The following is a 26,953-nucleotide window of genomic DNA, read 5'->3' as shown; positions in this document are numbered from 1 at the left end:
TCGAAAGGGGTTTGAAGAACAAATGTCTGCATTACAAACAATTTTAGAGTTTAACGGAAAATTCGTAGATGAAAAACAATATGAGCAGTATGCTACAACAAAATATCCTGATAAAAAAATTGTTGTTTTAACTTGTATGGATACACGTTTAGTTGAATTACTACCAAAAGCAATGAATTTGCGCAATGGGGATGTAAAAGTTGTAAAAAGTGCAGGGGCAATCGTAAATCACCCGTTCGGCGGGATTATGCGTAGCTTACTTGTAGCAGTTTATGAATTACAGGCGGATGAAGTCTATATTATCGGCCACTACGACTGCGGGATGAGTGCAGTTGATCCGAACGTAATGATCGGTCATATGCTTGAACGAGGGGTTAAACAGGAAACGATTGATGTCATCAATTACGCTCGATTTGATTTAAAAGAATGGTTATGCGGTTTTGGGGATGTTGAAACAAGTGTATTAAAAAGTGTTGATTTAGTTAGAACACATCCACTAATGCCAAAAGGTGTTCCTATACATGGTCTTATTATCGACCCTGCAACAGGAAAGCTGGATTTAGTAACGGACGGCACAGTTGACCAAAAATAAAATTTAAATAATAAGCGACAGTGCCCTTTAATTAACTACTGGAGTGAGCACTGTCGCTTTTTTATATTGTCGTCCCTTTATATTCCCGCTGCAAAATGGCGTACATATAATGGTCGACCCATTTACCGTTTATATACAAAAGCTCTCGCAATAATCCTTCTCTTGTAAAACCCGATTTTTCCAATACACGAATCGAAGCTGAATTTTGTGGTGCAACATATGCCTCTATTCGGTGAAGATTTAATGTAATAAAAGCGAATTCCATTACTATACGTACCGCTTCTGTAACAATTCCTTTACCTGTGAAATTCTCATCCATTGAATAGCCGATATAACCACTTGAATAAGGTAAACGTTTAATTGAGTAGAGTGAAATATGTCCGATTAATTGACCTGTTGCATTGTAAAAAATCCCGAAAGAAAATTCACGGTTTGTTTGCAGCAAATGTATGCTTTCCAAAATTTTATTATACTGTACTTGTTCCGTATAAAATTCATCTCGATGTAATGGTTCAAATTCGGACCAATACATTTTATTGTCTCTTAGTAATTTTGCCAATCCTTTCGCATCGGACGGGGTGAATGTGCGAAGCGAACATTGTTGCCCAATAAGTTGAACCATTGGACCCTCCTTCTTGTGAAATAGCTTGAATAAGCTTTTCATTGAACCACCTTCATTTCATTTCAAAGCTCGCCTACCGTTTTTTCAACTTTTTCTTTTTTGATTTTACAGGCTTTGGCTTTATATCTATAAATTCCGTTTTTTCTTTATCTGGAGCTGTTTCATTACCTTTTTCGAAAATGTTCGTAAGCTTCATGCCCCGTTTTGTAACTTCTTTTTCTATATGGGCAACTGTTTCTTTTAGTACTTGAACACGTGCATAGTTTTTGTCGTTCCCTGCTATTAAGTGCCAAGGGGCGTCTTCCGAATTGGTTTTTTCGAACATTTCATCGGCTGCCTCACAATATAAATCAAATTTATCACGATTCCGCCAATCTTCAGCCGTCAATTTCCATGATTTATACGGATCGGCTGCTCTTTCATTAAAACGTTTAAGTTGTTCATCGGAATCGATATGGATCCAAAATTTAATCATTATATAATCTTCATCTGTCAATTGTTTCTCAAAGCTATTAATTTCTTCATAAGCGCGTTTCCACTCTGTCTCTTCAGCAAATCCTTCTATGCGCTCCACAAGTACCCGCCCATACCAGGAACGGTCGAAAATTGCGATTTGGCCATGCTGCGGCAACTTTCTCCAGAAACGTTGCATATAATGATACCGCATTTCATGGGGCTGCGGGGCTGAGATGGGCCATACCATTAACCCGCGCGGATCGATACGTTCAGTTAGGCGCTTGATCGCTCCCCCTTTGCCCGCTGCATCCATACCTTCAAATGCAATAATAAGGCCTATTTTATTGTTGAATAAAAATTGCTGGGCGTTTAGCATTTCGTATTGTAAAGCTTTCAATTGCTTCTTATAGACCTCTTTCTCCAGTTTTTGCGATAAATCCATATCTTTTAGCTTTTTCAAATAGTGCTGCCTCCCCTACTCCGGTTATTTATGTATATTTTACTTGAAAGTGCATGGAATTGGTAATTGTTGCAGTCATTTATTTGAATCGTTTGATTATTTTATGTTGAAGCCTTGTTTTGATAGAACAAAAAAAAGCGGGCGCACTTATATATGCACCCACGTTTATAACTTAATCTTCTAATGTTGTTAAAATAATCGGTTTGTCTTTAGTTACGATAATCGAGTGTTCGATTTGGGCAACTAATGATTTGTCCGGTGTAATGAATGTCCAGCCGTCACCTGATTCTACGATATGCTCAGCCTTCGCCGAAATAAACGGCTCTACTGCCAACACCATGCCTTCTTTCATGATTGTTGTATCCCAAGCATCATAATAGTTCAATACATGGTTTGGCTCTTCGTGTAATGATTTACCTAAGCCATGACCTGTTAAGTTCATAATTACTGTCAACCCGTGTTCACGTGCTTCACGCTCTACTGCTTTACCGATTTGATTTAATTTTGAACCTGCTTTCACCTTTGTCATTGCACGATCAAATGCTGATTTTGCTACAGTGCAAAGTTTTTCTTTATCTTCATAACCTTCACCAACAACAAATGAAATACCTGTATCTGCAAAATACCCGTTTAAAGAGCCCGAAACATCAATGTTTACGATATCGCCTTCCTGAATAACCTTGTTACCTGGAATACCATGTGCAACTTCGTGATTTACTGAAATGCATGTATATCCCGGAAAATCGTATTCACCTTTAGGACCCGAAACCGCGCCTGCTTCCGCAAACATACGGCCTGCAATTTCATCTAATTCTTTCGTTGTCACGCCAGGTACTGTCGCAGCTTTCATCGCCTCACGAATTTCAGCACAAATGCGTCCAATTTTTTTAAACGCCTGGATTTCTTCTTGAGTAGTAACAATCATGTGTAACTTCCTTCCTCTTAAACAATGTCTATCCTTAACTATAGCATACTTAAAATCGGTTGTAATTGTTCAAGGATTTTAAAATTTGCCGTTTAATTACTAATTTAGTACAACTTTCTACTATTAATATGAAAAAACTTGCAGCAGGAAAAGTATTCCTCACTGCAAGCTTTGAGTTTTCTATTCGTTATGTTGTTTTTACTTTTTGCAGTAAACGAGGTGCAGATGTGAATAAAACAACTGCGATAATTGCCGTAAGTATAGTAGCAGGTACCATATAAGTACTGTTGTAGATAATTGAATAGGCCCATACATTATCATCGCCTGCATATTCTTTAAAGAACACGACACCTGCAAGCAAGTGCGATACAAATCTTAAAGCACCACCTATAAGTGCCCCAATGACGATATAAAATGCCATTTTCACTTTATTGAGCGATTGTGCAGCCTCTAATAACGGCTTTCTTACAATTGCCGCTAACCCTACTACTGTAAATGCAAGACCGTAATCTAAAATAGCCTGAAGCCAGTGTACAATGTATGCACCGAACATCATTTGCATCACGCCGATCAGCAAGCCTGTTGCAAGTCCTGCTGTTAATCCCCAACGAATGGCCATTAACATGATCGGTACCATAACAAAGCTGATTGACCCGCCTTGTGCCCACATTTTAAATGATACTTGATCCAACACAAGTCCGATGGCAGCAAATATCGCTATCTCCACCATCATCAATAATTTCTTTCTGTCCATAACAATGCCCCTTTCTTTTATCCGATGTAACAAAAGTGAAGAGGGATAGAATGGAACTTTTACTTCTTCTAGGTATTTAGAAAAAGTAAAAAACGATAATCAGGACAAAAGCCTGACTATCGTTTGAACAGTCGGATTCTATCCACATCCCTACGCAAGTGCTAACTTACAGGTTCAAAGAGTCAGTGCAATCCCGTGCACAATCTCAGCCGACTTTCTCGGCACCCCTTGTGGTACATCTAATTTTTATTGTTTGAACATGCTCATTGTAACGAATATTTTTACAACTTTCAACAGCTATTATTTTGAAACGTAATAGAATTACATATACTAGATACGAAGGAGTGATAAATAATGGATCAATCGAAAGGTTTAAGTGCACTGAGCTATTTGAGCTTTTATTTTGCACCGTTTATTTTACCGTTAATTATATTTATTGTTACGAAAGATGATGCCGTTAAAGGCCATTCTAAAAAAGCTTTTATTACCCAACTCATACCGATACTGTTAGGGATTTTTTATATGATTTACTTTTTCACTTCCGTTCTTTCCTGGAATGACACTTTGATCTTGAGCATTCAGGACTTTTTTATTAGTTCGCATTTTATCGGATTTATTTTTTTAGTTGTTATTACGTTTATCCTGGCGATATGGAATTTAGCTCAAGCGATTAAAGTTTTACGTTAATGTTTATGAACGCTCCATCTTTGGGTATATTTTTTATACGAAATGTATTCGTTAAGGAGTGTTTACTAATGAAATTAAAAAAACTCATTAAAACAGCAATTAAATATGGACCAATCGTGTATCCGATCATTAAAAAAATGATGGACAACAAAAAAACTACACCCCAACCAGCAACTTCACGACGAACTCCAAAACGTTGACGCAAAAAACACATTTCCCACTTTAACTGGAGGGAAATGTGTTTTTTTTCTTACTTAATAATAATCTCAGTTTTACTGTAGCCTTCTTTTAGCTTTTGTACTTGCAAAATAGCTGGCATTGCTGCTTTTAATTCGGCCACATGGGAAATGACGCCGATTAAGCGCCCTGTTTGCTGAAGATCGATTAATATATCGATCGCTCTTCTTAACGCTTCCTCATCCAAAGTACCGAATCCTTCATCAATAAACATCGTATCGATATGCACACTTCCTTGAACACTTTGAATAACATCGGCCATTCCTAAAGCTAATGAAAGTGAGGCATTGAATTTTTCACCACCGGACAGTGTTTTTACATCCCGCGTTTGCCCTGTATGACTGTCATATACATCGATGCTGAGTCCGCTTTGGGCATTTCCTTCTTTCCTTCCTGTAGATTTCAGGAAGTATTGGCCATTTGATAAGACACGCAAACGTTCATTTGCCGCATGCGTCACTTTTTCCAAATAGCCGATTTGTACAAACCGCTCAAATGAAATCTTCGCATCATTTTGACCGCGAATTAAATTATAAACATGTTCGACTTGCATCAGTTTCGCTTTATAGCTTTCAATCTGCTGTGCGGATTGGTCAAGTTTATCGCGCGTCTCCTCACATTGCTCCACATAGGACTGGATCAATGTCATTTTCGAATACTGTGCCTCGATCTGCTCATTCAGCTCATGAATCAGTTGCTCACATTCTGTTAAATCAGCTCGTTCTTTTCCTTCGAGCAAAGGTTCTTCCTCAGCAATTTGAACAGATAATGTATGAACACTTTGTTTGTACGCTTCAACCGCATCCTGAATTTGCTGCTGTACATTTAAAGGCAGTAACACAGTCTTATACGTTTCCAAGTCGAAACCTTCCTGCTCCAATGCTGATTCAAATGCTTTTTGCGCTAAAAGAGATTCCTGCTGTTTTTCTGTTACAAGATTTTTCGCATGGAGATGGTTTACTTCACAAGATTTTTCATCCAATTGGATTTTTTGCATCGCTTCAAGTGCATTTTGAATTGCAAGTTTCAAATGGCGATGTTTTTGCTGCTGGCTCGCCAATTCTTGTGTTACTTCATCCAATCTAGAAAACTGAGGCAATAATGACTGCTCACTTTGCTCAAGCTTCCCTTTTTCCTGCGCATATTGTTTATCAATATCGATTACATATTGCTGCCCTTTTTCAATGCGACCTTGCAGCACTTCTTTATTTTCTGAAAGCTGTGCCATCGTTTTCTTTTCATTGATAAGCTGTGCCTGCTGCTGTTTTTGCTTTGTCAACTGCGCAGTCAGTACGGCCAATTGCTGTTCATACTCATGTAATTGTGAAAGCTCAGCGTCAAGTAACTGAAGCGCACTTCTTTTTTGTTCCAACGTTGCCTTTTCCACATCAAATTTCGAATTGACCTGGTAAAAGCTTTGCATCGCCCGATTTCCTTCATGACGCAGCTGTGCCAATGCATTGTCATCAATTACAACTGCTTCGCTGTTATGAATGGCTGGGTGCTCTGTGCTTCCACAAACAGGACATGCTGCCCCGTGCTGTAGTGATGCTGCAAGAAAGGCTGCCTGGTTGCTGCGTATTTGCTGCTCCATATTTTGCAGCTTCTGTTGTGCTTCATCAGCAACTTGTTTCTTATCAGCAAGCTGTTTCGCTAAAGTTTCGACATTTATTTGTATTGCAGCCACTTCTTTTACCATTTCAATTTTCCGTGCTAATGCAGCATGTGCTTCATACGTTTCATGGTATGTAATGGTCGCATCTTCCAGCTCATTTATAATGGCTTGCTGCTGCTGTTGTTTTTCTTTTAAAGAGAATGCTTCGTTTTGCAGCTTATCAAATAATTGCTTGGCATTTTTTTGGTTTTCTGCAAGCTTTGCCACCTTTTCCCGCTGTGTATTAATCGATTGATAAATCGGGACAAGCTGCTCAAGCTGCGAAATCGATTTCGTATAGTTATCCAACAATGGTTCTTGCTGTTTTTGCTCCTGATAATGATTTGTCGCCTGCTGAAGTTGTTCTTGTGCACGTTCATAGTCAGTCTTTGCTTTTTGTAAGGAGACTTCCGCTTGTTCAAGCTGCCGTTTCACCTTATCATATTCACGTTCTAATGGTTCTATTTGATTAGCCTTTTTGGCAAGTATAAGTTTCTGCTGTTCCGCTTGTATTTTATCTTTTTGTTGCAATAATTCTTCGAGCCGCGCTTTCCGAATTAAAAACTTTTCAATCCGTTCATTTAACAGTCTTTGTTCATTTAATGTTTTAACTAACTTTTGTAATTCCTTTTTCGATGCATCATATTCACCTTTTAAAGCAGTACATTGACCCTCATAATATTGCTGTTCTGTCAGCAAGGCACTCTTTACTTGATACAGATTAATTACATCATTGTTCAACGTTGAAAACAATTCCGATTCTCTTTGCGGAAGTCGGGACCGAATTTCATGAATTGTATTGTCCTGCTGCATCTTTGCTTGTTCATAATTCTTTTCAGCAATATTCTTTTTCTCTTTAAGCAGTTCCACCATTTTCGTAAAGCGTTCCGTTTTGAAAATTTTCCGGAAAATCTCTTCTTTATGCTTTGATTCCGAAGTGAGGAGCTTTTGAAATTCTCCTTGCGGCAACATGACGATCTGATTGAACTGGGACTGTGTTAAGCCGATCAGTTCTTCAACTTTCGACTGAATGAGCTTCACTTGAAACTTCTCCACAGCGGGCACAATGACCCCATCTGTAATTTCAAAAAACTCGCGCTTTGCACTTGCTCCGTCATGACCAAATTTCCGCCAAATACGGTAAAGGCGACCCCGTACTTCAAATTCTAGTTCGACTTCCGTATCAACAGTTTCATCCGCAAAATCACTGCGCAAAAACAGCGACTTTTCCCGATCCTCTCCACTTCCAGAATCATAAAGTGCAAACGTAATCGCATCAAAAATAGTCGTTTTTCCCGCGCCCGTTGCACCGGAAACGACAAAAATTCCATGTTCATGGAGTTTAGTAAAATCAATGACTTCTTTTTGATGATATGGTCCAAATGCTGTCATCGATAATTTTATTGGCTTCATCGTTACAGCACCTCCTGTTTTTCACGTTCATTTTCAATTAGCTGCTCTAATACATCAGTATAAATCTCTTTTATTTCATCACTTAAAGGCTTGCCTGTCATTTCCGTGTAAAATAGTTCAAACAGCTCCGAATCATCCATTTGAACTCGGTTCATAGTTGTCGCATGCTGTTCAAGCTGTGCATACACAATCGTTCGTTCAATATGCAAAGCATTCGGATAAACAGTGCGGACAAGTTCGGCAGCACCTTTTACATAATGTTCATCCTGCAATTTAACAAATACATAATCGTCGTTTACGTTATGCTGCAATATATCCTCAAGCATTCCCGTTACGACACGCATATCCCGTACTGGTGTAAGCATCCTTTTTTCAATCGCCACTGATCCGTCTTCTTTTAAATCAACAACCAAAAATCCTTTTTTATGTGTCACTTCAGATTCTGAATACTTAAGTGGTGATCCGGAATATTGAATTTTCTCGCTTGCAACAAAGTGCGCCTGATGTAAATGTCCTAACGCTGTATAACAGAACGGTTCGAATAATGCTGAGCTGATACATTCCGTCCCGCCAATCGTCAATTTGCGTTCAGAATCACTTGTATTCGGCTCCGGCATCCCGTCTTTTGTAATGAAGGCATGACCGATTATAATATTGCGTTTCGTATAATCCATTGTTTGTTTAATCTGTTCAATGATTTTCGCCATCGCCGCTTCATGCGATGTAACGGATTGATCATCAAATACTGCCCGTACAATTGACGGCTCTGCAAAAGGTACTAAATAAAAATGAACTTCCCCATACTCATCATGCATAATAACTGGTTCGATATTCTTTTCTAAATGACCGACGATATGTAAACCGCTCGCCTTCATAAATTCACTGCCAAAATTTAAACGTGTAGCGCTATCATGATTTCCAGCGATTGCTAAAATCGGTGTTTTTTCATCGACTAAAATTTCTTTCAATGTTTTATTTAATAGTTGGATCGCATCTGTCGGTGGTACTGACCGATCATACAAATCTCCGGCAATAATGATGACATCCGGCTTTTCTTTTCTAATTTCTTCGATAAACTGTTCAAGCACAAATTGCTGGTCTTTCGTCATCGATACACCTTGTACTATTTTTCCTAAATGCCAATCTGCTGTGTGAAAAATTTTCATGAATACCGCCTCCTATCTTATAACTATAAGTGTACATGAGGGAAAATAAAAAAACCACATCGTACGAATATTCGTTCGCACGTTGTGAGTGAGTAATTGAACAAAAAAACATTCCTTCAAAAGATTTTTGATGGAATGCTTTTTTTATACAAATATCGGTATCGGTTGATCCAGCGTATGCAGCGCGATATATGGTACTTCTTCTACCGCTAACTCCCTTTGCAGCTGAAGTATTTCTTCAAATGTTTTCGGGTTTGGGGCCGGCATTGCATCGATCGGCAAAATGAGTGCTTCATTCCCGTTATAATTTTTCAACATTTCATTAGCCATAATACGGTACCCTAGCTGGTTTGGATGCACATCCGCCACATTTGGCAAATATGTTGTGCGCTGCTGTTCAAATGCTTCATAAACATCTACAAATATATAACCTGCTGCTTCAGTTTCCTGCTTCAGTATCGTATTTAATAGCTGTACCGCCTCTACTGCTCCATCTGCCTGTTCTTTATGAACACTTACATAAGGAAAATAATAGCCAAGTACATAAACTGCCGCTTTCGGTGCCTTTTCATTAATTAACGAAAGCAGCTCTCCCATTTGGGTACGCACTTCATTTAACGCGAAATTCGTATTGAGCTGACTAAAAGCGAGTGTTCCCTGTTGCGGGTTATGTGTAATAAGCGGCAGTAAATTATTCGCTCCGGCTGACAGTGTGATTAATGTTGCTTCACTTAGCAATGGTTCAGCCTTTTCAGACTGAACGGTTTCAATCACATTTCCAACACGGTAACCGGGGAAAGTAAGCTCTTTAGAAAAATGCCCGAGCTTACCATGTCTCTCCAGCTGTAAAGTAATGTAATCCGTATAACCTGCATCAATTTGACTGTAAGGTGTTTGCCCTGCTGCCAAAGAGTCGCCAAGTGCAATATAAACTTCCCGTTCATTGGCCAATGCTGCCGTTGGAAACAGAACAATACAAAAAATAAGACTAAATATTATTTTTCGCATTTATTCACCCCACTTCAATTGTTAGAATGCCCAATTACCTTTTCTGAAAATCGGTTCTGTTGTACCATCTGCCAGAATTCCGTCAATATCCATTTCCGCACTGCCGATCATGAAATCTTCATGTGTGATCGATGTATTAATGCCCAGTGCTTCCAGTTGGCCCTTTTCAAGTTCCTTACCACCTTCATAGCACGTCGGATATGCTTCACCGATTGCTAAATGATTAGAGGCATTTTCATCGAATAATGTGTTGTAATATAAAATATTTGATGAAGAAATAGGTGATTCATGCGGTACTAATGCCACTTCTCCCAGATATGAAGACCCTTCATCAGAAGCAACTAACTGCTGTAATAAGTCCTGACCTACTTTTGCCTCAACATTCACAATCTTACCTTTTTCAAAAGTCAGCTTGAAATCATCAATAATATTACCTTTATAAACAAGTGGCTTCGTATTTGATACATAGCCGTTTACACCATACTTTGCAGGCAGTGTAAAGACTTCTTCTGTCGGCATATTCGCGATGAATGTCGTACCATCAGGTGCTTCGCTGCTTCCGCTTTTCCACAAATGTTTGTCCGGAAGTTCAATCGTCAAGTCTGTACCAGGTGCCGTGTAATGAAGCTTCGCATACTTTTTCTTATTCAGCTGATCTGCACGTGCGTGTAAATTTTCAATATGAGTTTGCCAGTTTGCTACTGCATCCCCTTCACCAATACGCACTGTTTTGAAAATTGCATCCCATAATGCAGGAACCTGCTCTTGTTCCTGTAAATCAGGGAATACTTTTGCCGCCCATTTCGGGGAAGGAACAGCAATAATTGACCATGCAATATCATCATTCATAACAGCTTTACGGTAATTAACTAATGCTGCACCAGCTGCTTTTTGCTGTGCTCCGATTTTTTCTGAGTCAATACCTGCCAGTAAATCTGGATTTTCTGCATCAATCCAAAGAAGTGCACCTTTACGTTCAATTAATTCTTCACGTTGTGCAACAACCCATTTCGGGAAATTAGCTGTTTCTTCCACCGTAACATTCTCATAATAAGCACGCTCAAAGCTGGCATCAGTTAAGTTTACATGAACACGGCTTGCGCCTGCTTCATATGCTTTTTTTACAACAATACGTGTAAAGTCCAGCGTATCCGTAGATGTGTTAATTAATAAATATTGGCCTTTTTGAATATTTACTCCGATTCGAACAGCTAAATCTGCAAATTGCTCTAACTTCTCTTGGAATGTCATGAATTATTTCTCCTTTTTCTTACTAAAAGTCATGCCTTTTTTATTGGACTTTGCTTGATACGGCTTTTTCTCTGTTGCTTTGTTCGCTGCAGGTGCCGCTTTTGATGTTACTGTCTTTGCATTCCCCTCGACAAGTTGTCCTTGAGTCCATACTTTTTGAACACCTTTTAAGGAAAGATCGCGCAACCATTTTTTGAATGTCTTTTCGTCTTTGTACGATAGTAATGTCAGTACTTCTCCGTCTGCACCGGCACGTCCTGTACGCCCAGAACGGTGTGTATATTGCTCGATTGTTCTTGGTACATCAACATGAATAACATGTGTTAAACCTGAAATATCTAAACCTCGTGCTGCAATATCTGTCGCAATTAAAATGCGTGCTTCTCCTTTTCGGAATGCATCCAGCGCTTTTTTACGCTCATCTTTTTTCATATCTGAATGAAGTGCTACAATCGGCGCATCACGGTATTCCAGCTTGTTCTGTTTCATTAGTACTTGGTCGATGTTATTAACAAATGCCAATCCGCGCAATCCTTCAATATTGGCTAATCGACGAAGCATATCGGTTTTGTCCCGCTCATCTACTTTTACAAAAGAGTGGACAACTTTGCCGAACTTCACCATATCTTCCGGCTTTATTTCGATGCTGACCGGTTCGAACATTAAGCGTTCTGCTACAAGCTTGATCTCTTCTGTAATCGTAGCCGATACGACAACGACTTGACGGCCAAAAGCAGCATTTTCAATAAACGATTTTACGACTACACGGTACTCGCGGCTAAGAAGCTGATCGCATTCATCCAAAACGATTGTCTCAATTTCTTTAAGTTTTAATTTACCTTGGCGTGCCAATTCATTGAGACGACCTGGTGTCCCGACAACAATTGTTGGCTTTTTCTTTAATTTTTCGATTTGGCGTGCCGAGTTCGCACCACCGATTAGTTGCTGCACAGTGATGTCTGTTCCTGCTGTCCAGTCACGGATTACTTCAACGATCTGCATCGCAAGCTCCTGTGATGGTGCAACGATCAATGCCTGAGTTTGTTTCTTATTACCGTCTACTTTATTTAAAATCGGTAATGTGTAGGCTAGTGTTTTACCTGAACCTGTCGGTGATTCTGCTACGATATCTTTTCCCTCAACCATCGCAGGAATCATTTCCTCTTGTATTTTCATTGTCGTTTCAAACGACCATTTATTTTGAAGTGTTTCGTTTAATAAGCTAATTGCTGACATATTGTTTTACCACCTTTTATTCGTTGGCTTTAGTGTACCATATTCGGTTATTAATGCGGAAATTTGGCGGGATGTCGGTTAGTGCTTTTCAGAGAAAAAAGGAAGCGATGTGTCAAATGAAAAATGGAGCATGGAAGCTGGGGGTTTTTCTAAAAAATTCGGAAATCATCTAATATATTTTAATTTGTTCTAATAAAATGGCGATCTTCTAATATATCCGTCCGTTGTGCTAATATCGGTTCGGTTCGCTTTGTTCTAATATCACCTAGCCTTTTTCTAATAAAGCTCCGACATTTTCGAATACCCCGTATAAATGTTCTAAAAATTTAAACCGTATGCTTTTCCACACGATTTGAACTAAAAAACTCGCCCATAAACTTCAAGCGTTCACCGAAGTTCTAATAACCTCCTCATTTCTTCTAATAACTCTTTTCATTGTTCTAATAAAAACGCCTACACCAAAAAAGCATGCCAGAAATCTCTTTCCGGCACGCCTAGTTTCTAAACTCTCTCGATAATTAAAGCAATTCCCTGGCCGCCCCCGATACAGAGACTGGCTACCGCATAATTCCCGTTGCGTCGTTGCAGTTCGTATGCAGCGGATAAGATGATTCTCGTTCCACTTGCACCTACCGGATGACCGAGGGCTATTGCACCACCATTTACATTCGTTTTCTCACGGTCCAGTCCAAGTTCCTTTTCCACTGCGATATACTGGGCTGCAAATGCTTCATTAATTTCAACTAAGTCCATGTCCTCAATTGTTAAATTCGCACGCTCCAATGCTTGACGAATTGCCGGAGCCGGGCCGATTCCCATAATTGTCGGATCTACACCAGCAATTCCCCATGACACGATGCGGGCTAACGGCTTTAACCCTTGTTCCTTCACAAAATCTTCACTTGCGACAACGACAGATGCTGCCCCGTCGTTAATTCCCGAAGCGTTCGCAGCAGTAACTGAGCCGTCCTTTTTAAATGCAGGGCGTAACTTTGCCAAGCTTTCCAGTGTACCGCTTTCTTTAATATGTTCATCCTGATCTATTAAAATCTCGCCTTTTCTCGTAGCTACAGCAACCGGCACAATCTCTTTCGCAAAGGTGCCGTCCTGACGCGCTTTTGCTGCACGTTCGTTTGAAAGAAGTGCAAATGCATCTTGTTCCTCGCGGGAAATCGTATATTGTTCAGCAAGCTTTTCTGCCGTCAAGCCCATCCCTGAACCTGTATACTGGTCAGTTAATGTCGCTTGAAGCATATCTGTAAACTCTAGGTTGCCCAGTTTTGAACCGCTGAAGCGTTGCTCGAAATTCGAATATGGCGATTGGGACATATTTTCCGCTCCCCCAGCGAGTACAACATCCCCTTCACCTAGCTGAATCATCTGAGCCGCCGATACGACAGATTGCATGCCCGATCCGCAAAGACGGTTTAACGTTAATGCTGGCACTTCCTTTGGCACACCTGCATAAAGGCCGATATGACGGGCTAAATATGCCGAGTTTGCACCTGTTGTAATTACACCCCCGTAAATGACATGGTCCACTTGCTCAGGCTGTACGTTTGCGCGATTTAACGCTTCCACTGCTGTTTTTGTACCAAGCTGTACTGCATCTGTTGTTGCAAAAGAACCTCCAAAAGCTGTAAATGCTGTACGTGCCCCGTCTACGATATATACGTTTTTCATTATTCCATCCCCTTTGTAAGTACTATTTTATAATTTGCTTTGCGATAATCCCCTTCATGATTTCGGTCGTTCCTGCGTAAATTGCTGCTACCGGAATATCACGATATCGTCTTGCGATTTCATATTCCTCCATATAACCGTAACCACCGTGCAGCTGCAGACAATCTGATACGACACGCTTGGCCATTTCACTGATCCACCATTTGGCCATCGATACTTCCTTCACGATATCTTCTCCTGCAATATGTTTGGCAATTAAACTATCGACATATGTACGGCCAAGGTCAATTTCAGTCGCCATTTCCGCTAACTTGAATTGAGTATTTTGGAAATCGGCGATGCGGCTGCCGAATGCCTTTCGTTCTTTTACATAGTCTACTGTCAGTTTTAAGCAGCATTCAGCCTCGATTTGTGTTTCTATAGCGACAATAAGTCTTTCCTGCTGCAGTTTTTCCATTAAATAATAGAAGCCGCGGTTTTCTTCCCCTAAAAGGTTTTCTGCAGGTACACGTACATCTTCAAAAATAAGCTCTCCTGTATCTGCACTGTGCATTCCGATTTTATCGAGTTTTTTTCCGCGCTTGAAACCAGGTGTACCATTTTCCACAATAAGCAGACTAACACCTTTATATGCCGGAGTGGCCTGCGGATCTGTTTTACAAACGACAACAACATAATCTGCATGTATGCCATTCGTAATAAACGTTTTTTCACCATTTAAAATATAAAAATCGCCATCTTTTTTCGCGGTCGTTTGAATGCCTGCAAGATCAGAGCCTGCACCCGGTTCCGTCATAGCAATAGCTGAAATGTACTCGCCTGTAACGCTTTTAGGAAGCCATTTCTCCTTTTGTCCAGTTGTCCCGTATGCTTCAATATAAGGTGTCACAATATCGGAATGAAGTGAAATCCCGCTTGCTAACCCTGCACCGACACGCTCAAGTTCCTCCGTTAATATAGCAGAATAGCCAAAATCCAGTGCAAGGCCCCCATACTCTTCACTCACCATTGGACATAAAAATCCATTCTCCCCAAGCTTCAGCCAAAACTCACGTGGAATATTCCGATCCTTTTCCCATTGTTCAAAATATGGATATGCCTCTTTATCCAGCATTTTGCGTAAAGCTTTTCTAAACATCTCATGCTCTTCAGTATAAATCCCCATTTCCCCGCCCCCTTTGTTTTTTCTGAATATTATCACATCTTAATTTTAACAGGCACAAAAAATGGAAACAATGTTTTTGTAAGAAATATTATTGCACTATACAGAAATTCAGCGGAAAATTAAAAAGAGTTGCCAGAATTAGTTCATGACAACTCTCGGTATTAACTATTGTTTAAAAGTAAAATAGCTTTTCTTGTATGGCCATTTACTTGTTCTAACGCAAGTTTTACTCGTTCATAATTTTCATTTGTTTTTAGCATAACAATTGCCGGCTTAACAGCAAATTTTGTTTTTTCAAGTACTTCTTCTGCTTCCTCATATTTGCAGTCCGTCGCATCGATGACAATTCTTTTAGCCCGCTCTATTAATTTTTTATTGCTTGCATGTACATCGACCATTAAGTTTTCGTACGCTTTGCCTAATTGCACCATAGACGCTGTACTGATCATATTTAAAATCATTTTATGTGATGTAGCTGCTTTTAATCGTGTTGATCCTGTTAATATTTCGGGCCCTACAACAACTTCAATCGCTTCTTCCGCATAGCGGCTTACTTCAGAATTAATATTGCTCGTCAAACTTACCGTGTAGGCACCGACAGATTGCGCATACTCTAAAGCACCCATTACAAATGGGGTCGTACCACTTGCCGTAATACCGATAATGGAATCGAACTGCGTTATGTTTTTTTCCTTTAATTTGTTTATTCCATCTTCCAAACGATCTTCAGCATTTTCAACTGCTTGGAAAAATGCATCCTTTCCGCCTGCCATGATCGTTTGTACTAGTTCCGGATCGGTCATAAAAGTAGGGGGACATTCAGATGCATCAAGCATTCCTAAACGACCACTAGTTCCCGCACCGATATAAAAAAGGCGGCCACCGTTATTCATGTTTTCAACCACTCTTTTAATTACTTTCTCAATGGTAGGTAAAACTTGTTCAACACTATTCACAACCTGCATATCTTCTTTATTCATGATTTGAAGTATGTCCGAGATAGGCATTACATCCAAATTCATTGTTTCATTATTACGTTTTTCAGTCGTTAATTGATCGTAATTCATGTTATCTCACCTTCCAATAGACGCCATGTTTGTTGAATCGTTTGTTTAACTACATCACTTACTTCCTTATTACTTTCATGTAACGCTAATAAGTAAGCTCCAACTGTCCCCGGAATTGTTGGCTTCAAAGCAATCAAATCTGGAAATCGCGATGAAAAACGGACGATAAATTCTTCAAAAAATATATTGTTCAAAAATAATCCGCCGTGTAATACAACCGGCTTCGTCCGATCAATTCGTGAATAGGCACTTTCAATAAGTTCCAGTAAAGCTTCTTGAACGGCACTGACCATGGATTTTGCTAATAAATCTTCTGTAAAAGCATCCAGAACAATCCTGCTTACAGATGAAATAGCTGTTACAGGATTCGTGCTTCCGTAAACTTTTGTAATGAGTTGGTCAGGTGACAGTACATTAAAATGGGTCAATATCTTTTTCTGAAAAGGTTTCAAAGGTACTTTGTCATCATGCGCTTTTAAAACGGAACGAATGGCAAGCTTCCCTAAATGATACCCGCTTCCTTCGTCACCCAATAAATAGCCCCAGCCACCAACACGAAATGTTTTTTGCTGCTCATAACCGAATATAATCGCTCCGGTTCCAGCAATAAGTAAAGTGCCTTCCCTGCCCCAAGTACCCGCTGCCAATGCGGCATGGATATCACTCTGGATTTTAAGTTTTTCCAGAACGGGTGATTGCTTAAACGCATCATATATTTTCTGTTGTTCAGCTTGTCGATCTGCCCCTGCCATTGCAGCAAATACCGTTTCCACATCTGTAAATGCGACCCCTGTCTTTATTAACAACCGGTTGATTAACTCATTTATAAGTGTGTACAACTGCTCTGTTGAAATCGCTGTTAAATTGCCGGAACTTCCTTTGGTAACTGCAAGTAAATGTCCACTTTCATCACCAATTACAGCGGTTGTTTTTGTGCCGCCACCATCTATACCAATCCATAGTTTTCCTGACATATGCTCACCTTATCTATTCATTTTCAAGTGCAACTAAGTTGTGCACAATTCTTCGAAACCGTTGAATTTCACAACCCCGTCCAAAATGAACGCGATTTGTTAACAAAATAATTGCTAATTGCTTCTCATCCGAAATCCAAATTGAAGTGCCCGTAAAACCGGTATGCCCAAAACCGTCTCGCAAATATTGGCCGGAAAATGAAGGCGAAGTATACAACTGCCACCCTAAGCCACGCTGTTCCTCATGTTGCTTAGTAAAACTTTGCTTTGCTAATTGTTTAGTATGCTCGTGAAAAATAGAATCGGTACCCTTCATAAACGATTGAGCAAACTTTGCCAAGTCTTCTGCAGTCGAAAACAACCCTGCGTGCCCGCTTACTCCGCCAAAATGCAGTGCATTTTCATCATGCACTTCACCCCACTGATGTTTCTTTAAATAGGTACGATATTCAGTAGCAGCAATGTTCCTCAGTAACTGGACAGACGGATTAAATACGGTATTGTGCATATGAAGCGGCTGAAATACATTTTTATCGGCATAGTCTGCTAATGAAATTCCGGTAACCTTTTCTATTAGTTTTCCTAATAAAATATAGTTTACATCACTATAGATCACCTGCTGCTCTACATTTTTCCGTCCTGTTTCCTGTGCTATCCGTTCAATGACATCTGTGTAAGCTATCCCTTCTATATAAAACTTAATTTCATCCTGAAAGCCGCTAATATGTGTTAATAAATGACGAATCTTAACTTCTTCATGCATCAACTTAAGTTCCGGAAAGTAGTAGCTAATGGAATCATCTAAATCAATCAACCCCTGCTCAAGCAATAATAAAATCGAGCTTGCCGTTGCTGTTACTTTCGTTAATGAAGCACAATCAAACAGCGTCTGTTCCGTCATTGGAATTTGCTGCTTTGTATGTGCCATCCCAAATGCTTTACAGTAAAGGACATCTTCTGCATTTGCCACAGCCAATACCGCACCAGGCAGTTCTATATTATGGACCGCTGTTTCAATAAACTCTTCAACTCGTGATAAAGACATAATTCCCCTCCTATTTGATTGCACCTTCAGTCATACCTTTTACGATATGGCGTTGGAAAATCGAATAGAAAATGATTACCGGAATAACAGCAATACATAGTCCCGCAAATAATACACCCCATGCACTGTCGTATTGCGCGTCTATTTTCAGTAAATTCATCGCAACTCCTAACGTATTTTTACTTTCGGTTTGCAGTAAAATTAACGCCATAAAAAATTCATTCCAATATGAAATGGCATTTAAGATTGTAACTGTCATAATCCCAGACTTGATGAGTGGTGTCACAATTTTAAACAAAATTCCATATGGACTCATACCATCAACGACCGCTGCTTCTTCCAGCTCTTTAGGAATATTTCCTATAAACCCAACGAGAATGAAGATCGTAAATGGTACATGTGAAATGGCATAAACAAGCGATAACGCCCACAAGTTATCCAGTAAATTAAACTTCATTAATAAGAAAAATAGAGGGATCCAACCTAAAACGGATGGAATCATCATTGATGCTAAATAAACATTCACTAGCACTTCACCAAATTTCGAACGAACACGCTCCAATGCATAAGCTGTCGGAATCGATAATAGGAGTGTTAAAAACGAGCCAAGTACTGTTACAAAAAAACTGTTTAAAAATGCTCGCCCGATATTGTAGTCATTCCATGCACGTTCAAAATTTGTAAAACTAAAATCTGTCGGCAATGACCAAGGTGACGTGAAGATTTCTGCATTCGATTTAAACGCACCCATAAACATCCATATTAATGGGAAAATAACGATAAACGCCCATAGGATTAACGGGATACGTACTAAAATTTGTGAAACTACTTTCATCTAAATTCCCCCCGCTAATATTCGACTTTTTCTTTTTTCAATATAAATTGCGAAATGAGAACAGTAATGAGCGATACGACCAGGATTAGAACACCAATCGCTGCACCATAGCCAAATTGGAAGTCTTCAAACGCGCGCTGGTATAAATACGAGCCCATTACTTCCGAAGCACTTCCCGGGCCACCACCTGTCATTACTTGCACAAGTACAAACGAACCGTTAAGAGACGTAATAATGATATAAAGAATGGATGTTTTTATTTGTGGCCAAACAAGCGGAACCGTAATATGCCAAAATTGCTGCCATTCGGATGCACCATCAATATCTGCAGCTTCATATAAACTTTTTGGCACATTCGAAATACCACCCATAATAAGGAGCATAAATAATCCAATCCCTGCCCATATTGCGGGAATCGCTATACTAGGCAGTACCCAGGTTTTATCACCTAACCAAGGACGGGCCCAATCTGTCAATCCGACCTGATTTAATAAGCTGTTGACAATTCCCATGTTCGGATCATAAATAAACTGCCATAAAATCCCGATGACTACTACGGACATAATATTAGGAAAGAAGAATACAATTCGATAAAATGGCGCTTCTTTAATCTTAAGCTGTGTTAATGCCACTGCAAAAAATAGAGCGAGCGTCATGATCCCAATGACTTTTACAAAAACGAAGAAAAAGTCATTTATGATTGCCTTTTTAATAATGGAGTCGTTCCATAGACGAATATAATTATCTAAGCCGATAAATGTTTTGTTTGCGCTTGTTCCGGACCAGTCAAAAAATGAGTAATACAACCCGCCTAACATAGGATAAACAGTAAAAATTAAAAAGAGCAGAAAAGTCGGCAGTAAACAAAATGCTAAAAACAAATATTTGCTTTTGGAAGAAAAGGTCATTGTCGTTACTCCTTTCTCTATTGATTAAATAAGGTTGCTAAAAAGCTTTTAGCAACCTCATTTTCCTTACCTTATTTTCTTAGTTCCTCTGCTTTTTTCACCATCTTATCGACGAATTCCTCAGCAGTAATTTCACCAAGTAAGATATCAATAATTAGTAATTTAATTTCATTTGTAATTTCAACCGAAATTTTTTGCACTTCAGCATCTGGTGTGTAACGTTTGTACGTATGAACAGCACCTGGATTATTGATCATTTCATTAATATTTTTCAAGAAATCCTGAACATTCGTATTCGAAGACAGATCAACATCTTTCATGTTCATAATCGCACCTGTTGCTTCAGCAAATGCCTGCGCATATTCTTCCGTAAAGATGAATTCTAAAAATGCCTTTGCAGCTTCCGGATTTTGCGATTTTTCAGCAATGGCAATTGTACGGATATCCGGTACAAGTGCTAATGGCTTACCAGGATCATTCATCGGTGTTGGTGTGAAGCCAAATTCAAAACTGTCCGGCGTATCATTTTTCATTTCATTTGGTAACCAGAAACCTACTGGAATATAAGCATTTTTATGCATTAAGAAGTTCATTTGTGATTGCGTATGGTTGTAAGCCGCAAAACCGCTATCAATTACGCCTGCTTTAGCAATTTTTTCAACCTTCTTCAATACTTCAAGCGTTTCAGGTTTTTTCCAAGCCTCTACTACACCGTTGTTTAAGTCATTTAATAACTCTTCGCCGCCTGCTGCAGCAAATGCCGGGTTCAATACGCCACGGTGGAAGTATTGTGTATGCTGCCCTGTCGTTACAAATGGTGCAATTTTTGTATCAGCCTTAATTTTTTCCATAGAACTGATCCAGCTGTCAAAGTCAGTTGGTACTTCCCATCCGTTTTCTTCAAACCACTTCGTGTCATACCAAGTTCCCCAAGTATCGAATACTAATGGTAAACTATAGATTTTCCCGCCATCTACTTCTTCTGCCGGCGAGATAAAGCTGTCTAATAGTGCTGTACCGTTTTCAAGTTTAACCCCTTTTGCAAATTCACTAATATCCATTAACTGACCTTCAGCGATCATTTGTGTTTCACTAGCTCCTGCCCCATCGATATATACGACATCAGGTGGTGATTCTGAAATCCAGCGTGTGTTCATCTCTGTATTAATATTCGGACCTGCATGTTCAACAATTTCTAAATCCGGATGCTGTTTTTGGAAGTCCCCAATAACTTGCTTCCACCATCCATCACCATATCCTCCGACAAAATATTGAATTTCCAGTTTGCCTGACAAACCATCCCCTGTACTTTCTGTAGAAGTATTATCCGATGAAGTCGTTGATTGTTCAGTATTGCTGTTTCCTTCAGTGTCGCTGTTTGATTCCTCGTCATTCGAACACGCAACGAGCAATAACATTAAACTCATTAATGCTACTAAAAACCAAGTCTGCTTTCTCTTTTTCATAACAAACATACATTACACCCCTTCATTTTCATTATGTTAACTATATGAATATAGTCAGCACCAATATTAACGAGAGAAACCCTTAATTACCTCGAGTGTGCGATTTAACGCAATTATCGAATTATCATAGTTTAATGTGGCAATTCCTGTATATAAAATATCAATTAATGTCAGTTGGGCGATGCGTGATGCGGTTGCCGAGCTACGAATATCCGCTTCATTAGAAACAACGTATAATGCATAGTCTGCAAAGCTTTGTATTGTATTTCGCTTGTTTTGCGTCATTGTAATAATCGTTGTCTGATTCTCTTTTGCAACTGTAAGCGCATTAATAATTTCCTTCGTTTCACCTGAGTACGAGATTGCGAATACAACATCCTCGCTCGTTGCATGTGTTGCGGCAATAAGCTGCCCATGACTATCGAAAATCGTTTCACAGCTTTTATTGATCCGCTTCAATTTGTGTTCGAAATCCTGTGCAACGATTGCTGAAGCTCCGATGCCAATAAAGATGATCTTTTTCGCATTATTAATTTTATGGATAATCTTTTCAAGTTCTCTTTCACCATTAATCATTAGCGTTCGTTGGATTGCGTCGATATTATGCATTTCAATTGTCTGTATCATTTGGAGTATCGTTGAATCTTTTTCTAATTCAAAGTTGTGGTTGTGTGGAATTTTCAGAGTAGGTGCTGAAGCAATACTTAGTTTTAAATCTTTGAAACCGGAAAAGTTTAATGCCCTGCACATCCTCACAATTGTTGCTTCGCTTGTTTTAGCTTTTTCAGCCAACACAGCAATCGGCATGCGAATGACATCATCTAAATGGCTTAATATATATAAAGCCACATTTCTTTCAGCAGGTTTAAGCAATTCCATCCCCGAACGTATTCTTTCAATACTATTTTCCAAGTTTATTACCTACTCTCGAACAAAATGTTGTAAAACTTCATTATTAATTTAATATATATGAAATTTAACTTCATAATAAAACCTATATTGCTAGTCGTCAAGAATTTATTTAAATTTTCTGAAAACAAAAGGATTTTAATGTATTATTTTATTGATAAATTGACTATTGCTATAATATTGTAGAAATTCAATTATACGGTGGTGAATCTTTATGAAGTATGCATTTTTGAGTGACTTACATTCGCACTATAAAAATACGAAAAAGGTGTTAAATCATATACAGCAAGTAGCGCCCAATGCAGAGATTATTGGCTTAGGAGATTTGTTTGAGTGTAAAATCGGCAAGAAAAAGGCAAAAATGGTTCGGCATGCAAAGTTAAAAGATGCAGCGATAGTTGATGAAAGGTTTATGAGCCTCTTAACATTCCCTTCAATTATCGGGAATCAGGAAGAACGTATTGCCCTAGTAACAGGGGATGAGCGCTTTCTTCAATATGAAAATGCGCTTGTAATTGAACACGCCACTTTAATTCATGGGCACCAAATAGAGTGGGATAAAACATTCAATCCTACCTTCCCGAACATTGAAACGCCATTGCTGTTTTTTGGACATAGTCATGAAGCTGCGATTTATAAAGATGGGCTACGACATTCTGTCCCTTACGATATCCCGCTGGCTGTCGGAAAAAATCAATACCAGATTAATGTCGGTCCTGTCGTTGATAATAAAGAATGGTGTCTGTATGACAGCGAGGAAATGACGGTTACATTTATGCAGGCTCAATAGGAAAAGGCTGCCCTGGAGTAAATTCAGGACAGCCTTTTTTAATCTTTCAATATAGCGGACTATAAAACATCCGGCAGCTCGGAATCCATACCAAATTTTTGGCGGAAACCGCATTTCTTGCAAAGTTCTTCAATAGCTTCACGACGGGAAAATCCGTCTACTAAGTTTTGTGCACGGTCAGTAGTAATAATGTCGCCGAACTTCTGATCGTGGACATTCCCTAAATTAATGACACCCTCGCCATCCAAACAGCAAGGTACAACAGAGCCATCTACTAAAATGGCTGCATGTGTACGCAATGCATGACAGAACCCTTTGCCTTCATCCGCTTTTTCAAGCAGGCTCGGCCAGCGGAATTCATGATCTTGGTTTAAATAAATATTTTTTGCGATCTTTACTCCTGAGCCCATTTCTACCCGCTCTTGAATTTCATAGTCCAACTCATACTCTTTTTCCAGAATTTCAAGTGTTTCGCGGTTTCTGCGGTTTGCCAGCTCGGAAACATTTTTGCGCTGTAAATTCCATAGACGGTAAGAAATAATGACATTATGTTTTCTTACATCCCGTACAAATTCCAAAATATCACCTAAGTACTTTTCACGGTTTTCAGATCCTTCATGTCCATCAAAACTATGAAGCGAAAAGTTTATTTGTCTGAGTGCAGGCTTGCCCAGCAGCTTTTCACGGTTCTTTTTAATTAATGTCCCGTTTGTCGTAATATTTACTTTAAAGCCTTTTTCATGTGCAATATCGAGTAACTGCCCGATGCGCGGATGCAATAAAGGCTCCCCTTTTACATGTAGGTATATATATTTTGTGTAGCCGCTAATTTCATCTAAAATATGAGCAAATTGCTCTACCTTTATTAATCCTTTTGCTCGCTCTGTAGGTGGACAAAAGCTGCATGCTAAATTACATACACTTGTAATTTCGATATACACTTTCTTAAAAGTTTTCAACGCTCGTTCACCATTCCTTTTTTTGATCCTAAACAATACTTCTCATTGTAACAAATTTCTTATGTAAAAAGGAAGCTGTCTGTTTGGCTTAACACACAATGCAAATAAAAAACCGCCTAGAATATGAATGATATTCTAGGCAGTTCGTATTTTTATCCGCGGTAGCGAACGGATAGGCCTTTAAGGAATTTACGGGCAAAGTTGTCGCCGCATTCTTTGTAATTACGGTGACCCGGTTTACGCATAATGGCGCCAAGTTCGCCTTTTGATACTGCAATACCCCCGTCATCAAGCACATCCAGCATCTCTTCTGTCGTCAGCTGGCATGCCACTTTCAGCTTTTTCAGCATCATGTTGTTAACATGATCCGGCTTTTCCTGCACAGGCGCTGGCTGCCCTTCTTTTTTCGGCATCGGTCCACGCTTATACGTAATCAACCCATTGAAAAATGCTTCCAAATTTTTATGATTCACTTTCATTTGGTCATAATCAGCAGGTGCTTCCTCATCTTTTTCCAAAGACTTCGTTAAAATTTTCGGCATATCCTCCGGGGAAACTGTAACGCCACCTAACTTAAAAATTTCAATCATTTCTTTATTTTTCAAATCCAATGCATAACGCGTTCGGATGAGAATATCATTATTATCCATAATAACCTCCATACTTCTTTCGCTAGCAAATATTATATCAGAGGTTGGACTTGGAATGTTAGCGTGATCTCTTAAACGTTCCATATCTTTTAGCGTATTTTTTCATCCATTTCCACTCAGCAAAAACTAGTATTCACAATATTTCAAATCCAGAAACCCCGCGCAAAATCAATAACACTAAATAGTAATTTTATGCTCTAAACAGAAAATTTACGTGATTTATAAAAAATAGGTTTATAATTTTCTGAAGATTTGATATAGTTATATTGCATTAATTTGCAAAAAATATCATGTTTTTACACAAAATGGGGGGTTTTAAGATGAAATTGAACAAGTTTCTAACACTTTTCATGGCACTTGTACTATCTGTAGTACTTGCGGCATGTGGTGGGGACGACAGTAAGGACAATGAAACATCGGAAGGTTCTACAGGTACTGAAACAAATAATGAAGGGTCTACAAGCACTTCATCAGAACCAAAAGAGCTTAACCTAGTATTTATGTCTGAACCACCGTCTTTACACCCGGGTTTAGCGTCTGATACTACATCAAGTACTGCTATCAACAACATTTTCGAAGGTTTAATGACAATGGAAAACGGCGTTCCGGTTGAGGCTGCCGCTGAAAGCTATGAGATTTCCGATGACTTATTAACTTATACATTTAATTTACGTGATTCAAAATGGTCTAACGGAGACCCTGTAACAGCAAACGACTTTGCTTTTGCTTGGAAATGGGCATTAACTCCAGAAAACGCTTCTGAATACGCGTCAATTTTATATCCAATCAAAGGCGCTGAAGCTTACCACTCAGGTACTGGCTCTGCCGATGATTTAGGTATTAAAGTTGTGGATGACAAAACGTTAGAAGTGACATTAGAAGTTCCAACACCATATTTCTTGGAATTAACTGCTTTCAAAACATTTTCACCAATTCACCAAGCTACTCAAGAAGCAAATGCTAACTGGTACACTGAAGCAGATTCAATCGTATCAAATGGTGCATACACTCTAACGGAGTGGGTTCACAACGGTAACTTGGTATTCACTAAATCAGAAAATTACTGGGATGCTGAAAACGTAAAAATTGATACAGTAAATGTAGCAATCGTTGAATCTGAAGCTTCTCAAATGAACATGTTTGATGCAGGTGAAGTTGACTTCTTAGGAACAAGCTATGGTTCTATCTCTCTAGATGCAATCGATCGCTTAAAATCAGAAGGTACGCTTAAAGTTGCTGAATACTCAGGTGTTTACTGGTATAAATTCAACACGACAGATGAAGTAACGGGTAACTTAAATATTCGTAAAGCTTTAACTTTAGCAATAGACCGTGCAAGCTTAATCACTAATATTACGAAGGCGGAGCAACAACCTGCATTGGGTTATGTTCCAAACTCGGTAGATGGTTTTGGCGATGATGAAGGCTATTTCAAAGATGCTGATTTCGAAGGTGCGAGAGAATATTTAGCAAAAGGTTTAGAAGAACTTGGTTTATCAGATCCATCTGAATTAGAAGTTACTGTTTCACACAACACTTCTGAAGCTCATGCTGCGATTGCACAATTCATTCAACAAGGATGGACAAAAGAATTAGGTATTAATGCAAAACTTGATAACTCAGAATGGCAAGTATATTTAGACAAACTTTCTAACTTAGATTATCAAGTGGGTCGTTTAGGCTGGATTGCTGACTTCAACGATGCTTACACATTCCTGGAAATGTATAACTCTGCGAAAAACGGAAACAACGATACTGGTTGGGAAAATGCTGAATACACTGCCCTATTAAAACAATCAGTTACTGAGACAGATCCAGAAAAACGTACTCAGATTATGTTACAAGCAGAAGCAATCATGGCTGAAGAAGTTCCAGTTGCGCCAATCTACTACTATACTAACCCTTACGTTGTAAAAGATTATGTAACAGGCATGGAGCCAGATGCATTAGGTAATATTTCACTTAAAAATGTTGATATCAACAAATAATTTTTACGTATCAACACAACTTACTGTGTATTTTTAAATGAAAGGCTGCTCAG

At 39.1% G+C, this 26,953-nt stretch carries 25 protein-coding genes and 1 riboswitch; of the genes, 5 read left to right on the top strand and 20 right to left on the bottom strand.

The genetic code is table 11. The annotated features are described in order from the left end of the window. The first annotated feature begins 22 nt into the window (after positions 1 to 22). Positions 23 to 592, top strand: coding sequence for a beta-class carbonic anhydrase (locus tag ACQKN3_RS16040; protein WP_427713228.1), 570 nt, complete (start codon positions 23 to 25; stop codon positions 590 to 592). 61 nt (positions 593 to 653) lie between these two features. Here ACQKN3_RS16040 and ACQKN3_RS16035 read toward each other — a convergent pair whose 3' ends face one another. The 4 genes from ACQKN3_RS16035 to thiT form a co-directional block, all read right to left on the bottom strand. Continuing rightward, the gene (locus ACQKN3_RS16035) at positions 654 to 1,214 is read right to left on the bottom strand and encodes a GNAT family N-acetyltransferase (RefSeq protein ID WP_427713226.1); all 561 of its coding nucleotides are present in this window, start codon (positions 1,212 to 1,214) and stop codon (positions 654 to 656) included. Between the two features lie 73 nt (positions 1,215 to 1,287). Then, positions 1,288 to 2,130, bottom strand: coding sequence for a polyphosphate kinase 2 family protein (locus ACQKN3_RS16030; protein WP_251690698.1), 843 nt, complete (start codon positions 2,128 to 2,130; stop codon positions 1,288 to 1,290). Positions 2,131 to 2,302: 172 nt separating this feature from the next. Beyond that, the gene (gene map, locus ACQKN3_RS16025) at positions 2,303 to 3,055 is read right to left on the bottom strand and encodes a type I methionyl aminopeptidase (protein WP_427713223.1); all 753 of its coding nucleotides are present in this window, start codon (positions 3,053 to 3,055) and stop codon (positions 2,303 to 2,305) included. A gap of 187 nt (positions 3,056 to 3,242) precedes the next feature. Beyond that, a complete protein-coding gene (gene thiT, locus ACQKN3_RS16020) occupies positions 3,243 to 3,809 on the bottom strand; it encodes an energy-coupled thiamine transporter ThiT (protein WP_251690700.1) in 567 nt (188 codons plus the stop codon). 130 nt (positions 3,810 to 3,939) lie between these two features. Beyond that, positions 3,940 to 4,048: riboswitch (TPP riboswitch) on the bottom strand. Between the two features lie 115 nt (positions 4,049 to 4,163). Between thiT and ACQKN3_RS16015 the strand changes: the two genes are divergently transcribed. Together ACQKN3_RS16015 and ACQKN3_RS16010 are read left to right on the top strand one after the other, a co-directional pair. Then, positions 4,164 to 4,496, top strand: a complete 333-nt coding sequence (locus ACQKN3_RS16015) for a DUF4870 domain-containing protein (protein WP_427713220.1) — start codon at positions 4,164 to 4,166, stop codon at positions 4,494 to 4,496. A gap of 68 nt (positions 4,497 to 4,564) precedes the next feature. Further along, positions 4,565 to 4,696, top strand: a complete 132-nt coding sequence (locus ACQKN3_RS16010) for a hypothetical protein (RefSeq protein WP_285848937.1) — start codon at positions 4,565 to 4,567, stop codon at positions 4,694 to 4,696. A 50-nt stretch (positions 4,697 to 4,746) separates the two neighbouring features. Here ACQKN3_RS16010 and ACQKN3_RS16005 read toward each other — a convergent pair whose 3' ends face one another. The 14 genes from ACQKN3_RS16005 to ACQKN3_RS15940 form a co-directional block, all read right to left on the bottom strand. Continuing rightward, a complete protein-coding gene (locus tag ACQKN3_RS16005) occupies positions 4,747 to 7,800 on the bottom strand; it encodes an AAA family ATPase (RefSeq protein ID WP_427713218.1) in 3,054 nt (1,017 codons plus the stop codon). A 2-nt stretch (positions 7,801 to 7,802) separates the two neighbouring features. After that, positions 7,803 to 8,966 (bottom strand): exonuclease SbcCD subunit D, encoded by a 1,164-nt coding sequence (locus ACQKN3_RS16000; RefSeq protein WP_427713215.1) that lies wholly within the window; start codon positions 8,964 to 8,966, stop codon positions 7,803 to 7,805. A 144-nt stretch (positions 8,967 to 9,110) separates the two neighbouring features. Then, on the bottom strand, positions 9,111 to 9,974 hold the full coding sequence (locus ACQKN3_RS15995; RefSeq protein WP_427713213.1) for an SGNH/GDSL hydrolase family protein: 864 nt from the start codon (positions 9,972 to 9,974) through the stop codon (positions 9,111 to 9,113). A 21-nt stretch (positions 9,975 to 9,995) separates the two neighbouring features. Then, a complete protein-coding gene (locus ACQKN3_RS15990) occupies positions 9,996 to 11,225 on the bottom strand; it encodes an aminopeptidase (RefSeq protein ID WP_251690705.1) in 1,230 nt (409 codons plus the stop codon). Between the two features lie 3 nt (positions 11,226 to 11,228). Continuing rightward, positions 11,229 to 12,461, bottom strand: a complete 1,233-nt coding sequence (locus ACQKN3_RS15985) for a DEAD/DEAH box helicase (RefSeq protein ID WP_251690706.1) — start codon at positions 12,459 to 12,461, stop codon at positions 11,229 to 11,231. A gap of 501 nt (positions 12,462 to 12,962) precedes the next feature. Further along, positions 12,963 to 14,144, bottom strand: coding sequence for an acetyl-CoA C-acetyltransferase (locus ACQKN3_RS15980; protein ID WP_427713209.1), 1,182 nt, complete (start codon positions 14,142 to 14,144; stop codon positions 12,963 to 12,965). Positions 14,145 to 14,166: 22 nt separating this feature from the next. Further along, positions 14,167 to 15,309 carry an acyl-CoA dehydrogenase family protein gene (locus ACQKN3_RS15975; RefSeq protein WP_427713207.1) on the bottom strand — a complete coding sequence of 381 codons (1,143 nt, stop codon included), beginning with the start codon at positions 15,307 to 15,309 and terminating at the stop codon, positions 14,167 to 14,169. A 161-nt stretch (positions 15,310 to 15,470) separates the two neighbouring features. Continuing rightward, positions 15,471 to 16,376, bottom strand: a complete 906-nt coding sequence (gene murQ / locus ACQKN3_RS15970) for an N-acetylmuramic acid 6-phosphate etherase (RefSeq protein WP_427713205.1) — start codon at positions 16,374 to 16,376, stop codon at positions 15,471 to 15,473. Then, positions 16,373 to 17,350, bottom strand: coding sequence for an N-acetylglucosamine kinase (locus ACQKN3_RS15965; RefSeq protein WP_427713202.1), 978 nt, complete (start codon positions 17,348 to 17,350; stop codon positions 16,373 to 16,375). Before ACQKN3_RS15965 ends, murQ begins: the two co-directional genes overlap by 4 nt. A 13-nt stretch (positions 17,351 to 17,363) precedes the next feature. Beyond that, complete coding sequence (locus tag ACQKN3_RS15960; RefSeq protein ID WP_427713199.1) at positions 17,364 to 18,395, bottom strand: serine hydrolase domain-containing protein; 1,032 nt, start codon at positions 18,393 to 18,395, stop codon at positions 17,364 to 17,366. A gap of 10 nt (positions 18,396 to 18,405) precedes the next feature. After that, entirely contained in the window at positions 18,406 to 19,230 is an 825-nt protein-coding gene (locus ACQKN3_RS15955) for a carbohydrate ABC transporter permease (RefSeq protein WP_340716467.1), read from the bottom strand. 14 nt (positions 19,231 to 19,244) lie between these two features. Then, positions 19,245 to 20,138, bottom strand: coding sequence for a carbohydrate ABC transporter permease (locus tag ACQKN3_RS15950; protein WP_251690713.1), 894 nt, complete (start codon positions 20,136 to 20,138; stop codon positions 19,245 to 19,247). A 71-nt stretch (positions 20,139 to 20,209) separates the two neighbouring features. Then, complete coding sequence (locus tag ACQKN3_RS15945; RefSeq protein ID WP_427713196.1) at positions 20,210 to 21,613, bottom strand: extracellular solute-binding protein; 1,404 nt, start codon at positions 21,611 to 21,613, stop codon at positions 20,210 to 20,212. 57 nt (positions 21,614 to 21,670) lie between these two features. Then, positions 21,671 to 22,516: a MurR/RpiR family transcriptional regulator gene (locus ACQKN3_RS15940; protein ID WP_251690715.1), complete on the bottom strand. Its 846-nt coding sequence runs from the start codon at positions 22,514 to 22,516 to the stop codon at positions 21,671 to 21,673. A 211-nt stretch (positions 22,517 to 22,727) separates the two neighbouring features. On the opposite strand from ACQKN3_RS15940, the gene ACQKN3_RS15935 reads away from it, so the two are divergent. Then, the gene (locus ACQKN3_RS15935; protein WP_251690716.1) at positions 22,728 to 23,303 is read left to right on the top strand and encodes a metallophosphoesterase family protein; all 576 of its coding nucleotides are present in this window, start codon (positions 22,728 to 22,730) and stop codon (positions 23,301 to 23,303) included. A 59-nt stretch (positions 23,304 to 23,362) separates the two neighbouring features. Here the strand turns inward: ACQKN3_RS15935 and ACQKN3_RS15930 are convergent, their stop codons facing one another. Both ACQKN3_RS15930 and ACQKN3_RS15925 read right to left on the bottom strand, forming a co-directional pair. Then, positions 23,363 to 24,262 carry a radical SAM/SPASM domain-containing protein gene (locus ACQKN3_RS15930; protein WP_251690717.1) on the bottom strand — a complete coding sequence of 300 codons (900 nt, stop codon included), beginning with the start codon at positions 24,260 to 24,262 and terminating at the stop codon, positions 23,363 to 23,365. 152 nt (positions 24,263 to 24,414) lie between these two features. Beyond that, positions 24,415 to 24,912: a DUF1456 family protein gene (locus ACQKN3_RS15925; protein ID WP_008405641.1), complete on the bottom strand. Its 498-nt coding sequence runs from the start codon at positions 24,910 to 24,912 to the stop codon at positions 24,415 to 24,417. 320 nt (positions 24,913 to 25,232) lie between these two features. Here ACQKN3_RS15925 and ACQKN3_RS15920 point away from each other — a divergent pair, with 320 nt between their 5' ends. Beyond that, the gene (locus ACQKN3_RS15920) at positions 25,233 to 26,900 is read left to right on the top strand and encodes a peptide ABC transporter substrate-binding protein (RefSeq protein WP_427713191.1); all 1,668 of its coding nucleotides are present in this window, start codon (positions 25,233 to 25,235) and stop codon (positions 26,898 to 26,900) included. Positions 26,901 to 26,953 lie beyond the last annotated feature (53 nt).

Origin of the sequence: Solibacillus sp. NPDC093137 (assembly GCF_050280445.1) — a bacterium.
GTDB classification, from domain to species: domain Bacteria; phylum Bacillota; class Bacilli; order Bacillales_A; family Planococcaceae; genus Solibacillus; species Solibacillus isronensis_B.
This window is presented reverse-complemented; position numbering and strand designations above follow the sequence as displayed.

What these genes read in the sequence shown, in the direction of transcription:
- ACQKN3_RS15950 (WP_251690713.1), bottom strand. Translation starts at nt 20,138, where the DNA reads ATGACCTTTTCTTCCAAAAGCAAATATTTGTTTTTAGCATTTTGTTTA.
- ACQKN3_RS15980 (WP_427713209.1), bottom strand. Translation starts at nt 14,144, where the DNA reads ATGAAAAACGTATATATCGTAGACGGGGCACGTACAGCATTTACAGCT.
- ACQKN3_RS16010 (WP_285848937.1), top strand. Translation starts at nt 4,565, where the DNA reads ATGAAATTAAAAAAACTCATTAAAACAGCAATTAAATATGGACCAATC.
- ACQKN3_RS15965 (WP_427713202.1), bottom strand. Translation starts at nt 17,350, where the DNA reads ATGTCAGGAAAACTATGGATTGGTATAGATGGTGGCGGCACAAAAACA.
- ACQKN3_RS15960 (WP_427713199.1), bottom strand. Translation starts at nt 18,395, where the DNA reads ATGTCTTTATCACGAGTTGAAGAGTTTATTGAAACAGCGGTCCATAAT.
- murQ (WP_427713205.1), bottom strand. Translation starts at nt 16,376, where the DNA reads ATGAATTACGATCAATTAACGACTGAAAAACGTAATAATGAAACAATG.
- ACQKN3_RS16015 (WP_427713220.1), top strand. Translation starts at nt 4,164, where the DNA reads ATGGATCAATCGAAAGGTTTAAGTGCACTGAGCTATTTGAGCTTTTAT.
- ACQKN3_RS16040 (WP_427713228.1), top strand. Translation starts at nt 23, where the DNA reads ATGTCTGCATTACAAACAATTTTAGAGTTTAACGGAAAATTCGTAGAT.
- ACQKN3_RS15985 (WP_251690706.1), bottom strand. Translation starts at nt 12,461, where the DNA reads ATGTCAGCAATTAGCTTATTAAACGAAACACTTCAAAATAAATGGTCG.
- map (WP_427713223.1), bottom strand. Translation starts at nt 3,055, where the DNA reads ATGATTGTTACTACTCAAGAAGAAATCCAGGCGTTTAAAAAAATTGGA.
- ACQKN3_RS15935 (WP_251690716.1), top strand. Translation starts at nt 22,728, where the DNA reads ATGAAGTATGCATTTTTGAGTGACTTACATTCGCACTATAAAAATACG.
- ACQKN3_RS15975 (WP_427713207.1), bottom strand. Translation starts at nt 15,309, where the DNA reads ATGGGGATTTATACTGAAGAGCATGAGATGTTTAGAAAAGCTTTACGC.
- ACQKN3_RS15955 (WP_340716467.1), bottom strand. Translation starts at nt 19,230, where the DNA reads ATGAAAGTAGTTTCACAAATTTTAGTACGTATCCCGTTAATCCTATGG.
- ACQKN3_RS15945 (WP_427713196.1), bottom strand. Translation starts at nt 21,613, where the DNA reads ATGTTTGTTATGAAAAAGAGAAAGCAGACTTGGTTTTTAGTAGCATTA.
- ACQKN3_RS16005 (WP_427713218.1), bottom strand. Translation starts at nt 7,800, where the DNA reads ATGAAGCCAATAAAATTATCGATGACAGCATTTGGACCATATCATCAA.
- thiT (WP_251690700.1), bottom strand. Translation starts at nt 3,809, where the DNA reads ATGGACAGAAAGAAATTATTGATGATGGTGGAGATAGCGATATTTGCT.
- ACQKN3_RS16000 (WP_427713215.1), bottom strand. Translation starts at nt 8,966, where the DNA reads ATGAAAATTTTTCACACAGCAGATTGGCATTTAGGAAAAATAGTACAA.
- ACQKN3_RS16035 (WP_427713226.1), bottom strand. Translation starts at nt 1,214, where the DNA reads ATGGTTCAACTTATTGGGCAACAATGTTCGCTTCGCACATTCACCCCG.
- ACQKN3_RS15990 (WP_251690705.1), bottom strand. Translation starts at nt 11,225, where the DNA reads ATGACATTCCAAGAGAAGTTAGAGCAATTTGCAGATTTAGCTGTTCGA.
- ACQKN3_RS15925 (WP_008405641.1), bottom strand. Translation starts at nt 24,912, where the DNA reads ATGGATAATAATGATATTCTCATCCGAACGCGTTATGCATTGGATTTG.
- ACQKN3_RS15995 (WP_427713213.1), bottom strand. Translation starts at nt 9,974, where the DNA reads ATGCGAAAAATAATATTTAGTCTTATTTTTTGTATTGTTCTGTTTCCA.
- ACQKN3_RS15920 (WP_427713191.1), top strand. Translation starts at nt 25,233, where the DNA reads ATGAAATTGAACAAGTTTCTAACACTTTTCATGGCACTTGTACTATCT.